The organism is Streptococcus sp. FDAARGOS_522 (assembly GCF_003812445.1).
Lineage (GTDB): Bacteria > Bacillota > Bacilli > Lactobacillales > Streptococcaceae > Streptococcus > Streptococcus agalactiae.
On the sequence record NZ_CP033808.1, the window covers coordinates 1,555,729 to 1,569,269 of the forward strand.

Here is a 13,541-nt window from a genome sequence, read left to right on the forward strand (position 1 = left end):
ATGACGAAACCAATTATCTTAACAGGTGATAGACCGACAGGAAAGTTGCATATTGGACATTATGTAGGTAGCTTAAAAAATAGAGTTCTACTTCAAAATGAGGGTAGCTATACTTTATTTGTCTTTTTAGCAGACCAACAAGCATTGACAGACCATGCTAAAGATCCGCAAACTATTGTTGAATCAATTGGTAATGTTGCACTTGATTATTTAGCTGTTGGGCTAGATCCAAACAAGTCGACTTTATTCATTCAAAGTCAAATTCCTGAGTTAGCAGAATTAAGTATGTATTATATGAACTTGGTTTCACTTGCACGTTTGGAACGTAATCCAACTGTAAAAACAGAAATTGCTCAAAAAGGTTTTGGTGAGTCTATTCCAGCAGGATTCTTAGTTTATCCTGTTGCACAAGCAGCTGATATAACCGCTTTTAAAGCTAACCTTGTTCCTGTAGGGACTGACCAAAAACCAATGATTGAACAAACACGTGAAATAGTTAGATCTTTCAATCATGCTTATAATTGTCAGGTTTTAGTTGAACCAGAAGGAATCTATCCAGAAAATGATGCAGCAGGTCGTCTGCCAGGGTTAGATGGTAATGCAAAAATGTCTAAGTCATTAAATAATGGAATCTTTTTAGCAGATGATATGGATACAGTTAAGAAAAAAGTTATGAGTATGTATACTGATCCAAACCATATTAAAGTAGAAGAACCAGGACAAATCGAAGGTAATATGGTATTTCATTACCTTGATGTTTTTGGAAGAGATGAAGACCAAAAAGAGATTACTGCTATGAAAGAACACTATCAAAAAGGTGGACTTGGAGATGTTAAAACAAAACGTTATCTACTTGATATCTTAGAGCGTGAATTATCACCTATTAGAGAACGTCGCCTCGAATATGCTAAAGATATGGGACAAGTTTATCAAATGTTACAAAAAGGTAGTGAGAAAGCTCAAGCTGTTGCAGCCTCTACTTTGGATGAGGTTAAATCAGCCATGGGTTTGAACTATTTTAAATAATATATTCCTATAATAAAAGAGAGCTAGATATATCTAGCTCTCTTTTATTATAGGAATGCCTAAGGAGTGACATTACTTTGTTATTAATAAGGAGTGTATGTAATGGTAATCTACATTGTTTAATTTGCAACAATTTGTGTCCCTGCATTTTCTGCTAAGACATTATCAATATTTTCAAGTGAAGTAATGATAGCACGCGCTTCTGGTTTATTTTCAACAAAAGCAATCGCAGCTTCTACCTTTGGTAGCATACTGCCAGGGGCAAATTGATTTTCAGTGATATATTGTTTCATTTGTGAAACAGTAACTTCTTCTAATTTTTCTTGATTAGGTTTATTAAAATTAACAAAAACGTTGTCAACGCCAGTTAAGACGATGAATAAGTCAGCATCAACAAGTTCTGATAAAGTTTGACTGGCAAAGTCTTTGTCAATAACAGCTTCAACCCCTTTTAATGCCTTTGTATTAGCATCTTCAATAACTGGTACACCTCCGCCACCTGCGCTAATAACAACCACACCAGAGTCCACTAACCGTCTAATAACAGAAGCTTCTTTGATACCAACCGGTTTTGGTGAAGGAACGACTTTACGCCATCCACGACCAGCATCTTCTTTAAATTTTGAACCTGTTTCTTGGGCTTGTTTCTTGGCATCTTCTTCAGATAAGAATGGGCCAATAGGTTTTGTTGGATTAGTGAAAGCTTGATCTTTTTCATCAACAATAACTTGAGTTACCACTGTTGCAACCTCTTTGTCAATGCCTTGTTCTTGTAATTCATTGTTAAGAGCATTTTGTAACCAAAAACCAATACTTCCTTCTGTCATGGCAACACAAGTATCCAAAGGCATTGCTGGATTTTTTTCAGAATCTGCAGCTGCTTGCTGTAGCAATAAGTTACCAACTTGGGGACCATTTCCATGAGTAACAATGACATCATGGCCTTCTTTAATCAGTTTGACCAGTGATTTTGATGTGTTGATTAATGCTTCTTGTTGTGCTTTTGCTGAAGCATCTGTTGATAGAATAGCGTTACCACCTAAGGCAACTACGATTTTTTGATGTTCTTTTACCAATTTATCCCTCTTTCTAATGACTAACCTGCTAGGATTGCAGCAATGTCAATTTGTCCAGTCATAATTTCAATAATACATAGTAAGCAAAGCGCTAGAATGACAATGGCACTAATTTTTTCATATCCCACAAAGATAGGAAGCTTGTCATCTTTTCTCATTTTAATATAGAGAATCATACCTAGAGTGTAAGCAATCATTGTCAAAAGTAAGTAATCAAAACCACCAGCGTAGATAAGGTAAACAGCATAGATTGTAGCGAGGATACCGATAATTAAATTCTTTTGATGTCCTGGAGTTGACTTATCCTCACGGAGTGTGAATTGTAATTGATATAGTGCTGTAAAAGCATAAGGAATTAAGATAGCAGATGATGCTAATGCGAAACCAAAACGATAAGCACTTTGTGTGAATAAGAACGTGATTAAGAATGCTTGTACACAAAGATTAGTGACTAAGAGTGAGTTGATTGGAGCTTTGTTTTTATTTTCTTTTGCAAAGAATTTAGGAAAAGCACCTTCTTTAGCAGCTTGATATGGTAATTCTGCTGCAAATAAAGTCCAAGCAAGAATAGCGCCAAATACTGAAATGATAACACCAAGGTTAACTAAGATAGCGCCCCAGTGACCAACAGCCTTTTCTAGAACGTAAGCCATAGCTGGTGTTTTTAAGTTTGCAAGTTCTGGACGTGACATGATACCAAGTGATAAAACAGAAATCAATACATAAAGTGAAATCATAGTGAATAATGCTAGGATACTTGCTTTACCAATATCAGAGTGTTTTTTAGCACGACCTGAGAAGACAACGGCGCCCTCAATACCAATAAATACCCAAACAGCGGTTTTCATAGTTGAATTGACTTGGTTGAAAATTGATTGATGTAATCCATTTCCCCAGATATCAAGACTAAAAATGTTAAATTTGAAAGCTAATAACGCTGAAATTAAGAAAATAATAACAGGTACTAATTTTGCAAAGGTAACTATGGTATTAATAAATGCAGCTGTATTAACACCTCTTAAAATTAAGAAATGGACAACCCAAATAACTATACTTGCTCCAATAATTGAAATGATATTATTTCCATTACCAAAGAATTTAAAGAAATAACCGAGTGAACTGAATAAGAGTGCAGCGTAGGCAACATTTCCAAGCCAAGCTGATAACCAATAACCCCATGCAGAGTTAAATCCCATAAAGTTTCCAAACCCCTCTTTAGCGTAACTAAAGATTCCAGCTGTTAGGTCCGGCCTTTTTTCAGATAAATTTTGAAAACTTAAAACGAAAGTCCCCATCCCGATAGCAGTAATTACCCAAGCAATAAGCATTGGTACCAAACCGGCTCTGGAACTCATATTTTGCATTAAATCAAAGATTCCGCCACCGATAAGAGAGCCAATGACAAGCATTGTTAGTGGTAAAAGACCTAATTTTTTTTCTTTTTCCATTTTATACCTCATTTCCTAAAATAGGGAATTGACTATATGTCAACTCCCTATAGTCGTTTAATTTAAACTTTTGGAATGAAAAGATTTCCAAGGGTTGCAGCCATTACAGCTTTAATAGTGTGCATACGATTTTCAGCTTGGTCGAAATGACGGGCATATTTGCTACGGAAGACTTCATCAGTAACTTCCATTTCCTTGACTCCAAATTTTTCAGCGACGTCTTTGCCATAAACGGTATTTGTATCATGGAACGCAGGTAAGCAGTGTAAGAAGATAAGATTATCATTATTAGCTTTTTTAATCAGATCCATGTTTACTTGATATGGTTGAAGAAGTTCAACGCGTTCTTTGAACTTATCTTCTTCTCCCATCGATACCCAGACATCAGTGTAAAAGACGTCTGCTCCCTTTACAGCTTCGTCTACATTATCAGTAACGAGAACGTGAGCCCCAGACTCTTTGGCATATCCTTCAGCCAATTTAACAATCTCTTCAGCAGGGAAAAGTTCTTTTGGAGAAAAGATGTGTACATTGACTCCCATCAAAGTCCCAGCCACTAAAAGTGAGTTGGCAACGTTGTTACGTCCGTCACCACAGTAAACAAGAGTAATACCTTCAAGTTTACCGAAGTTTTCTTTGATAGTAAGGTAGTCAGCTAGCATTTGTGTTGGATGCCATTCATCTGTTAAACCATTCCAGACAGGTACTCCAGAAAATTCAGCAAGCTCTTCAACCATTCTTTGGCTAAAACCACGGAATTCAATACCATCAAACATACGTCCTAAAACCTTAGCAGTATCTTCTGTTGATTCTTTTTTACCAAGTTGAATATCATTTGCACCAAGGTATTCCGGATGAGCGCCTAGGTCAATTGCTGCAGTTGTAAAGGCTGCGCGAGTACGAGTAGATGTTTTTTCAAATAAGAGAGCAATATTTTTACCTTCAAGATAATGATGAGGAACACCACGTTTTTTAAGGTCTTTTAAATGAGCTGAAAAATCAATAAGATATTCAAATTCCTCACGAGAAAAATCTTTTTCTGCTAAGAAACTACGTCCTTGAAATACTTGTGTCATATGTTAATGTCTCCTTTAAATTAAATATTTTTCGAGTGTTTGACAGGCTTCCCCGTCTTCCATATAAATATCCCCAGTAGCTTGATACCCAAGTGTCTGGTAGAAATCTTTTGCTGTCAATTCAGCATGTATAGTTAGATAGTGATAACCATTTTCTTTTGCATAATTTTCTAGTGCTATAATAATTTTGGTACCATAGCCGTTACCACGATAACCTTTTAAAGTCGCAATTCGAGTCAAACGAGCTTCTGTTTGAGTTTCAGGAAGAAAGCGTCCTGTTGAAACTGGCTGTTTCCCATCATAAAGAACAGCATAAATAGTATCTTGCTCGTCATTATCATCGAATTCTTCTTCCATTTTTATATTTCTTTCGATAACGAAAACAGAAAAGCGAATATATAGGCTTGCAGCTCTTTGGTAAGGCAAGTGATTGACTAATAGCTTCATAAATTTTAAAGGTCTTCACGTTCAAATGGCATTGACATGCAGCGTGGTCCACCACGCCCACGAACTAATTCACTTCCATTAATCTTAATTAATTTCAATCCTTTGGACTCTAAGATTGCATTTGTGATTGTATTTCTGTTGTAAACGACAACGACACCTGGTGCTATAGTTAATGTATTTGAACCATCATTCCATTGTTCACGTCCAGCAGCGACTAAGTTGTCACCCCCACAACGAATCAATTCCACTTTCTCAACTCCTAGGTTTTTCGCTAGAAGATCTGCCAAATCACCTTTTTCTTCTTCAATATGAAGATCTTGGTTTTCGTAAGTTACAGAGTAAACGCGAAGATCGCCTTCAATTTCTGGGTGAATTGTAAACTTGTCATAGTCAACCATTGTAAAGACTGTGTCAAGGTGCATAAATTTACGATTATTTGCAAATTCAAATGCTAAAACCTTTTTAAAACCTAAATTTTGTTTAAAAATATTGACTAAGAGTTTTTCAATAGAGGCAGCATCAGTACGTTGAGAGATACCAACGGCAAGGACATCTTTAGAAAGGACAAGCTCATCTCCACCTTCAATACGAGTTGTTTCTTCACGTTCATAGACCATAGGGACTTTTCCACCGTACTCTGGGTGATGTGTAAAGATATATTTACCGTATAAAGTTTCGCGATTACGTGTTTCAGAGAACATATGATTTAATGAAACTCCATTCCCAATAGTTGCAAATGGATCACGTGTAAAGTAAAGATTTGGCATCGGATCTATGGCAAATGGATAATTAGATTCGACAAGATCAGTTAGACCTTTTTCAGAAGATGGGATTTCAGGTAGCTCAGACTTTTGGATACCTGCCATAGTTTTTTCGATAAGTTCTTTATTATCTTTGATATTGAGTAATAATTCTCGAATAGCTTTTTTAGTAGCACGACCGCGAACATTTGCTTCGCCAATGTACTCATCGATAAACTGTTCACGAATTCCTTGGTTTGTTAACGACTCGGCAGCAAGATTTTCAAGGTAAAGTACTTCGACTCCTTCGTTGCGAAGTGCTTGTGCAAACGCATCGTGTTCTTTTTGTGCATCTTCCAAAAATGGGATATCATCAAACAAGAGTCTCTCTAAATAATCAGGCATCAGATTTTCTATTTCTTTACCTGGACGGTGTAGCATAACTTTTTTAAGTTTTCCAATTTCTGAGAAAACATGAATTGGATGTGTTTGAGTCATATTTTACTCCTTTCTTAGTTAGAGATTTGTATTGAAACAGGATTTATCTCTATATCTACATTTACATTCTACTTTCTTTTGAATATAAAATAGGGAAGTTATTCGCATTAAAAGTGTTAAGAATGTCACGATTATATCCAAAAAAATTTAAATTTATAGAAATGAAAGCGATTTCTATGCAATTTCTTTCTTTTATCGTTGGAAAGTGAGAAATTATTAACCTAAAAAAATAACGAAAAGTAAAATTTTTACTTTTCGTTTTAATGTTATAGCGTTATTTCACTGTGTTCTTTATCTAATATGATGGTCTGTGTTTTAGCTTTTAGAAAACGATTTGTATTGGTGGCGATAAAGTCCAACGCTTCTTTAAAAATAATTTCTCTTCCATTATCAATTAATTCGATAACTAAAAAAGCGTTCTGAGTATTATCGGTAATCATAGTACGTTTTCCATCACGCCAATTAAAACAGCGGCAAACTGCTCCAACATCATCAACATAGGCAAGCTCACCTGAAAGAGTTGGTCTGTTAAAATCTTCGCCAATCAAGTAAAATTCATCACCACCATTGGTAATAGTTAGTTTTAAATCACCTCTAAATGTATCACTATCCTCAGCACCAATAGGTAATCCAAACCTAAGGCTAGCGGCATTATAGATATCAACTAGAGGATTTATACTAGTAATTTCGTTTCCTGAATTAACTCGCTTCAATAATGCTTCGATACTTGAACGTGCACCTTTTTTAGTTTTAAAGGTTTGATATGCTTTACGATAAGTTTGAATAACTCTGTTTTGACTGAATTCTTTCTCTTGCAAATATTTTTTTGCTAAAGAATGACTATCAGACAGTAACTGTTTAAGTTCTGTTTCAAGGTTCCTGTCCATGTGATAATCTTTGATTAAGATTACTCCAATTTTAGAAGTTGGAAACAAATTCCAGTACGATGAATCAACAATAAATTTAGTCATGAAGGCCTCTCAATTTTTTTAAAAGATATCAGAACAATTACATTTTCTCAAAAGCGTTTTCAAAATTCAACGAAAAACATTCTTTCTACGAATTTTTTTGCTATAATGAAGGAGGATTTATCGTGACAAGAAAATTTTATACATTAAAAAATTTTCATTATACAAAAAATGTTCGCATCTAATGATTAGAAAGGTCTAGAAAATCAGGTGATTACAAAAGAACAATATTTTTATTTCAGACAACTAGATGATTTTAAACACTTTACTATTGAACAATTTGACCATATTGTGAGCCACATTAAACATCGTACAGCTCTAAAAAATCATACCTTATTTTTTGAAGGTGATTACCGTGAAAAACTGTTTTTAATCCAGTCAGGACATGTAAAAATTGAACAATCAGACGCTTCTGGTTCTTTTATTTATACAGATTATGTTAGACAAGATACGGTTTTTCCTTATGGAGGTCTCTTTTTGGATGATGATTACCATTTTTCAGCAGTGGCTATTACGGATATTGAGTATTTTTCTCTGCCAATGGCTTTATACGAAGAATACTCTCTTCAAAATATCAATCAAATGAAGCATCTTTGTCGGAAATATTCTAAGCTATTACGAGTTCATGAAATACGACTTCGTAATATGGTGACTTCAAGTGCCAGTATGAGAGTTATCCAATCGCTTGCAACTCTACTTTTGCAAGTTCCTACAGAAAGGGGACATTTACCTTTTCCTATTACAACGATTGAAATTGCCAATATGAGCGGAACTACTCGCGAGACAGTTAGTCATGTTTTAAAGGAATTACGCCAAAAAGATATCGTTGAAATGAAAGGAAAGAAGCTTCTCTATAATAATAAAAATTATTTCAAGAAATTCATTGAATAAGGAGTTTATATGAATAAAAAAGAAACAAGACACCAATTAATTCGTTCCTTAGTCTCTGAGACTAAGGTGCGTACACAACATGAGTTAAGGGAATTACTAGAAAAAAATGGCGTTTCAGTGACGCAAGCAACATTATCTCGAGATATGAAGGAACTTAATTTAATTAAGGTTAACGAAAGCAGTGATAATGCTACAGAAACTTATTATGAGATTCATAGTATATCTCAGAAGCGTTGGGAAGAACGGTTACGTTTTTACATGGAAGATGCCCTAGTCATGCTGTTTCCAGTTCAAAACCAAATCGTTTTGAAGACACTACCTGGCTTAGCTCAATCTTTTGGCTCCATATTAGATTCGATTTTATTACCTGAGATCTTAGCAACTGTCTGTGGTGATGATACTTGTTTGATTATTTGTAATAATAGTGAAGAAGCTCAAAAGTGTTTTGAGAAATTAAGTCAGTATACGCCGCCTTTCTTCTTCTCAAAAAAATAGAAAATTAAGAAGATTTTTTCATTACTTTAAAGAGCTAGAAGCTATTAATTCTATGCTCTTTTTATATTGACAAATGATTTTAGCGTGATATGATAGTAACAATATAATTTTAATGGGATTTTTTATATCTACTATCTAAGAAAAGAGGATTTTTTGATGTCAAATTGGGATACTAAGTTTTTGAAAAAAGGTTTTACTTTTGATGATGTTCTGCTTATTCCTGCTGAAAGCCATGTTTTACCAAATGAAGTTGATATGAAGACAAAGTTGGCTGATAATTTGACATTAAACATTCCAATCATTACAGCTGCAATGGATACAGTTACAGATAGTAAGATGGCTATTGCTATTGCGCGTGCTGGTGGGCTTGGTATCATTCATAAAAATATGTCAATAGTTGATCAAGCAGAAGAAGTTCGTAAAGTTAAACGCTCAGAAAATGGTGTTATTATTGACCCATTCTTCTTGACACCAGATAATACTGTCTCTGAAGCTGAGGAATTGATGCAAAACTATCGCATTAGTGGAGTTCCTATTGTAGAGACACTCGAGAATCGTAAATTAGTTGGAATTATTACTAACCGTGATATGCGTTTCATTTCTGATTATAAACAACTAATCTCAGAGCACATGACAAGTCAAAATCTTGTAACAGCTCCTATTGGTACAGATCTTGAAACTGCAGAGCGTATTCTTCATGAGCATCGTATTGAAAAGCTACCTTTAGTAGATGATGAGGGACGTCTTTCAGGACTTATTACTATTAAGGATATCGAAAAAGTTATTGAATTTCCGAAGGCAGCAAAAGATGAATTTGGACGTCTCTTAGTTGCTGGTGCAGTAGGTGTAACCTCTGATACTTTTGAACGTGCAGAAGCTTTGTTTGAAGCAGGTGCAGATGCTATTGTCATTGATACAGCACATGGACATTCAGCTGGTGTGCTCCGTAAAATTGCTGAAATTCGTGCTCACTTCCCTAATCGCACATTGATTGCGGGAAATATTGCTACAGCAGAAGGAGCGCGTGCACTTTATGATGCAGGTGTGGATGTCGTTAAAGTTGGTATTGGTCCAGGTTCAATTTGTACGACTCGTGTCGTTGCTGGGGTAGGTGTTCCTCAGATTACAGCTATTTACGATGCAGCGGCTGTTGCGCGTGAGTACGGTAAGACTATCATTGCTGATGGTGGTATTAAATATTCAGGTGATATTGTAAAAGCACTTGCAGCAGGTGGAAATGCAGTTATGCTAGGTTCAATGTTTGCAGGAACAGATGAAGCGCCAGGAGAAACAGAAATTTTCCAAGGGCGTAAGTTCAAGACATACCGTGGTATGGGCTCAATTGCAGCAATGAAAAAAGGTTCAAGCGATCGTTATTTCCAAGGTTCTGTAAACGAGGCTAACAAATTGGTTCCAGAAGGTATTGAAGGTCGTGTAGCATACAAAGGTTCAGTAGCCGATATTGTTTTCCAAATGCTTGGTGGCATTCGTTCTGGTATGGGATATGTAGGTGCAGCGAACATAAAAGAACTTCATGATAATGCTCAATTTGTTGAAATGTCAGGAGCTGGTTTGAAAGAAAGCCATCCCCATGATGTTCAAATTACAAATGAGGCACCAAATTATTCAGTACACTAAAATAAGGACAAAAAGCATCCCCTATGAGGATGCTTTTTGTTGCATAAAAGAAACAAATATAGTAAAGTTTTTGTATGAAAAATTATGGAAAAATTTTAAAAGAGTTGAGAGAAGACAAAGGTATATCCCTAAGTTCTCTAGCCAAAAGTGCTCAATTATCAAAATCAACTCTATCACGTTTTGAAAATGGTGAGACACAAATAGGTATTGATAAATTTATTAAAGCTTTACAAACGTTGGAGGTTAGGGTAACTATCAATGAAGTATCCATTCTAGATTCAAAAGTTAAGGCTGGAACTTCTAATACTGATTTAGAGCAATTAACTTTACTGGAATCTTATCGAGATAATGAAGATATCATGAGAATTTTCAGTTTCCAAAAACAACAATCCTGTGATAGAATAGAAAGCAATGTTCTCAAAATATTGGCTAAACTTTTTATTTCAAATTTAGGGTTAAATATGAGGCTGCCTCAAGATGAGATTAACCTGGTAGTTACTTATCTGAATGGTGTGACACAGTACAATGATTTTTATTTCAAAGTCATCTGCTATTTTCAAGATATTTTACCTAAAGATGTTATTTTAAATAAGATTAGTAATATGACTAAAGAACAGTTACCTTATTCTAAATCACTGGTCAATTTATTGATAAAACAAGTCATTATAGCTTTGGAAAAAGATAGTGTTGATAAAGCTATAGTATTTGCTGATTTTGCTAATAAAGTTAGTCAATAGATTCTCTAGGATTGAAAATAGGTAATACTTAATATTCCATTGTAAGGAGAAAGAATTGGAAGGTTTACTTATTGCATTGATTCCCATGTTTGCGTGGGGAAGTATTGGATTTGTTAGTAATAAAATTGGAGGCCGTCCAAATCAACAAACATTTGGAATGACTTTAGGAGCATTGCTATTTGCGATTATCGTATGGTTATTTAAACAGCCAGAGATGACTGCCTCATTGTGGATTTTTGGTATCTTAGGTGGTATCCTATGGTCAGTCGGCCAAAATGGTCAATTTCAAGCAATGAAATATATGGGAGTCTCTGTTGCTAATCCACTGTCAAGTGGTGCACAATTAGTAGGTGGAAGCCTAGTTGGTGCTTTAGTCTTTCATGAATGGACTAAGCCAATCCAATTTATTTTAGGATTGACAGCGTTGACATTATTAGTTATCGGCTTCTATTTCTCAAGTAAACGTGATGTCTCAGAACAAGCTTTGGCAACACATCAAGAGTTTTCAAAAGGATTTGCTACAATTGCTTATTCAACTGTAGGTTACATCTCATACGCAGTTTTATTTAATAACATTATGAAGTTCGACGCTATGGCCGTTATTTTACCCATGGCTGTTGGAATGTGTCTAGGTGCAATTTGTTTCATGAAGTTTCGTGTTAACTTTGAGGCTGTTGTTGTTAAAAATATGATTACAGGTCTCATGTGGGGCGTTGGTAATGTCTTCATGTTATTGGCAGCAGCTAAAGCAGGGCTAGCAATTGCTTTTAGTTTTTCTCAACTTGGAGTAATTATCTCTATTATTGGTGGTATTTTATTTTTAGGTGAGACAAAAACGAAGAAAGAGCAGAAATGGGTTGTCATGGGTATCCTTTGTTTTGTTATGGGTGCTATATTACTTGGTATTGTTAAATCTTATTAAAAAGCAACAGATTAATCTGTTGCTTTTTTTTCATTAATACTAATAGTACCATCACTAACATTAAAGATTTTGAGTTGATCAGGTAAAGCACTTAAATGCTCTAAACTTGTTGTAGTAATAAATGTTTGAACATTCTCTTTGATTCCCTCTAAGAGTTTTAGTTGACGATGGTTGTCAAGTTCACTCATGACGTCGTCAAGTAAGAGAATCGGATAATCGTTGGTAACGGTTTTTATTAGCTCAATTTCTGCTAATTTCAATGATAAAATAAGGCTTCTTTGTTGCCCTTGGCTACCAAAAGTAGCATTGATATCATTAATAAAGAAAGTAATATCATCACGATGAGGTCCGATGCTTGTGTTTTTCTTAAAGATGTCTCTTGAGTGGCTTTTAGATAATTGGTTTAAAAAATGTTCCCTAATACTTGACTTATCTGTAAACTCTATTGACGATTTGTAGTGAATAGATAAATGTTCTAACTCAGTACTGATAATGTAGTGATGCTTGTCCGCTTCATCATTTAGGGCTTGGATAAAATCAAAACGGTGTTCAATGACACGACTTCCATAATCAGCTAATTGTTCATCAAGGACTGATAAAAAAGTTTTGTCGACGTTATTAGTAGTTTTTAGATAAGTGTTTCTTTGTTTTAATACATGATTGTAATTTGAAAGTTCAGCTAAGTACGTTGGCTTAATTTGTCCAATATCTATATCTAAAAATTTCCGTCTTAGGCTAGGTGCACCTTTAACTAATTGAAGATCTTCAGGGGCAAAAAGTACGACAGTCATAGCCCCAATATAATCAGATAATTTTGCCTGTTTAAGATGGTTAACCTTAGTGATTCTTCCTTTTTCAGATAATTGAATATCTAAGCTAAGATGGCCGCTTTTGCGGATTACCTCACCTGTAATTTGTACATCATGGTGTTTAAAATGTACAAGTTCTTTATCAGAACGGGTACGATGACTTCGAGTCAAAGCCAAGAAGTAGATTGCTTCTAAAAAATTTGTCTTTCCTTGAGCATTGCGGCCAATGAAAATATTGAGGTTGGGTGAAAAATCTACTTGTGCTTCTTCATAATTACGATAATGTTTTAAAGAAATATTTTTTATCCACATTTTTATGTCCCTGGAAAGCGAACTGGTTTTTTGCTAGTTTTTGATTTATCTTTGTTGGTGTTTTTATTCATTTCTTTAACGATTGCTGAAACACGCTGTTTTTCAGCTATTTCTACATTACGTTCTTCAATTTCTTGATCTGATGGCTTCCTTATAATGATCTCGACATTTTGATCAGGAATAGTAATAATATCCCCCAGGCGGAGTTTCTTTCCACGCCTATTTTCAAGGTCACCGTTAAACAATACTTGATTATCCGCTAAAAATTTTTTAATGGCTCCGCCACTTTGAATGATACCAATCTCTTTTAGAAGTGATTGTAAAGTAATATATTCATCAAATAATTTATAATCCATGACTTTTTAATCTCCAATTTTAGATATCACATCATTATAGCATAAAATTATTTTTTGAGTTGAACTTATGATATGGAGACAAGGTATAAAAAATGGGAGTAA

The 13,541-nt window shown here is 34.9% G+C and carries 14 protein-coding genes; 6 read left to right on the top strand and 8 right to left on the bottom strand.

Annotated elements, in window-relative coordinates; translation table 11 throughout:
* Entirely contained in the window at nt 1–1,026 is a 1,026-nt protein-coding gene (gene trpS / locus EGX70_RS08135; protein WP_000165475.1) for a tryptophan--tRNA ligase, read from the top strand.
* Between the two features lie 119 nt (nt 1,027–1,145).
* On the opposite strand, the gene arcC is transcribed toward trpS, so the two are convergent.
* The 6 genes from arcC to EGX70_RS08165 form a co-directional block, all read right to left on the bottom strand.
* Nucleotides 1,146–2,102 (bottom strand): carbamate kinase, encoded by a 957-nt coding sequence (arcC, locus tag EGX70_RS08140; protein WP_000237847.1) that lies wholly within the window; start codon nt 2,100–2,102, stop codon nt 1,146–1,148.
* 20 nt (nt 2,103–2,122) lie between these two features.
* Nucleotides 2,123–3,550 (bottom strand): arginine-ornithine antiporter, encoded by a 1,428-nt coding sequence (arcD, locus tag EGX70_RS08145; RefSeq protein WP_000410015.1) that lies wholly within the window; start codon nt 3,548–3,550, stop codon nt 2,123–2,125.
* Nucleotides 3,551–3,612: 62 nt separating this feature from the next.
* Nucleotides 3,613–4,626 (bottom strand): ornithine carbamoyltransferase, encoded by a 1,014-nt coding sequence (gene argF, locus EGX70_RS08150; protein ID WP_000195399.1) that lies wholly within the window; start codon nt 4,624–4,626, stop codon nt 3,613–3,615.
* A gap of 15 nt (nt 4,627–4,641) precedes the next feature.
* A complete protein-coding gene (locus EGX70_RS08155) occupies nt 4,642–5,073 on the bottom strand; it encodes a GNAT family N-acetyltransferase (RefSeq protein ID WP_000772113.1) in 432 nt (143 codons plus the stop codon).
* Nucleotides 5,074–5,078: 5 nt separating this feature from the next.
* Nucleotides 5,079–6,311, bottom strand: coding sequence for an arginine deiminase (arcA, locus tag EGX70_RS08160; RefSeq protein ID WP_000194844.1), 1,233 nt, complete (start codon nt 6,309–6,311; stop codon nt 5,079–5,081).
* Between the two features lie 266 nt (nt 6,312–6,577).
* Nucleotides 6,578–7,282, bottom strand: a complete 705-nt coding sequence (locus tag EGX70_RS08165; protein WP_000159980.1) for a B3/4 domain-containing protein — start codon at nt 7,280–7,282, stop codon at nt 6,578–6,580.
* Nucleotides 7,283–7,489: 207 nt separating this feature from the next.
* On the opposite strand from EGX70_RS08165, the gene EGX70_RS08170 reads away from it, so the two are divergent.
* From EGX70_RS08170 to EGX70_RS08190, 5 genes are all read left to right on the top strand, one after another.
* Nucleotides 7,490–8,170, top strand: coding sequence for a Crp/Fnr family transcriptional regulator (locus EGX70_RS08170; RefSeq protein WP_000628848.1), 681 nt, complete (start codon nt 7,490–7,492; stop codon nt 8,168–8,170).
* Between the two features lie 9 nt (nt 8,171–8,179).
* Nucleotides 8,180–8,665: an arginine repressor gene (locus tag EGX70_RS08175; protein ID WP_001034427.1), complete on the top strand. Its 486-nt coding sequence runs from the start codon at nt 8,180–8,182 to the stop codon at nt 8,663–8,665.
* A 156-nt stretch (nt 8,666–8,821) separates the two neighbouring features.
* Nucleotides 8,822–10,303, top strand: a complete 1,482-nt coding sequence (guaB, locus tag EGX70_RS08180; protein WP_000073440.1) for an IMP dehydrogenase — start codon at nt 8,822–8,824, stop codon at nt 10,301–10,303.
* Nucleotides 10,304–10,377: 74 nt separating this feature from the next.
* Nucleotides 10,378–11,040, top strand: coding sequence for a helix-turn-helix transcriptional regulator (locus EGX70_RS08185; RefSeq protein ID WP_001868421.1), 663 nt, complete (start codon nt 10,378–10,380; stop codon nt 11,038–11,040).
* 55 nt (nt 11,041–11,095) lie between these two features.
* Nucleotides 11,096–11,962, top strand: coding sequence for a GRP family sugar transporter (locus tag EGX70_RS08190; RefSeq protein ID WP_000398683.1), 867 nt, complete (start codon nt 11,096–11,098; stop codon nt 11,960–11,962).
* An 11-nt stretch (nt 11,963–11,973) separates the two neighbouring features.
* On the opposite strand, the gene recF is transcribed toward EGX70_RS08190, so the two are convergent.
* Both recF and yaaA read right to left on the bottom strand, forming a co-directional pair.
* The gene (recF, locus tag EGX70_RS08195) at nt 11,974–13,083 is read right to left on the bottom strand and encodes a DNA replication/repair protein RecF (protein ID WP_000264870.1); all 1,110 of its coding nucleotides are present in this window, start codon (nt 13,081–13,083) and stop codon (nt 11,974–11,976) included.
* 2 nt (nt 13,084–13,085) lie between these two features.
* On the bottom strand, nt 13,086–13,439 hold the full coding sequence (gene yaaA / locus EGX70_RS08200) for a S4 domain-containing protein YaaA (RefSeq protein ID WP_000384869.1): 354 nt from the start codon (nt 13,437–13,439) through the stop codon (nt 13,086–13,088).
* Between the last annotated feature and the right edge of the window lie 102 nt (nt 13,440–13,541).

Bases quoted from the DNA above. Each gene is read 5' to 3' on its own strand.
- argF (WP_000195399.1), bottom strand. From the start codon at position 4,626: ATGACACAAGTATTTCAAGGACGTAGTTTCTTAGCAGAAAAAGATTTT.
- trpS (WP_000165475.1), top strand. From the start codon at position 1: ATGACGAAACCAATTATCTTAACAGGTGATAGACCGACAGGAAAGTTG.
- EGX70_RS08175 (WP_001034427.1), top strand. From the start codon at position 8,180: ATGAATAAAAAAGAAACAAGACACCAATTAATTCGTTCCTTAGTCTCT.
- EGX70_RS08185 (WP_001868421.1), top strand. From the start codon at position 10,378: ATGAAAAATTATGGAAAAATTTTAAAAGAGTTGAGAGAAGACAAAGGT.
- guaB (WP_000073440.1), top strand. From the start codon at position 8,822: ATGTCAAATTGGGATACTAAGTTTTTGAAAAAAGGTTTTACTTTTGAT.
- EGX70_RS08155 (WP_000772113.1), bottom strand. From the start codon at position 5,073: ATGAAGCTATTAGTCAATCACTTGCCTTACCAAAGAGCTGCAAGCCTA.
- arcA (WP_000194844.1), bottom strand. From the start codon at position 6,311: ATGACTCAAACACATCCAATTCATGTTTTCTCAGAAATTGGAAAACTT.
- recF (WP_000264870.1), bottom strand. From the start codon at position 13,083: ATGTGGATAAAAAATATTTCTTTAAAACATTATCGTAATTATGAAGAA.
- EGX70_RS08165 (WP_000159980.1), bottom strand. From the start codon at position 7,282: ATGACTAAATTTATTGTTGATTCATCGTACTGGAATTTGTTTCCAACT.
- arcD (WP_000410015.1), bottom strand. From the start codon at position 3,550: ATGGAAAAAGAAAAAAAATTAGGTCTTTTACCACTAACAATGCTTGTC.
- yaaA (WP_000384869.1), bottom strand. From the start codon at position 13,439: ATGGATTATAAATTATTTGATGAATATATTACTTTACAATCACTTCTA.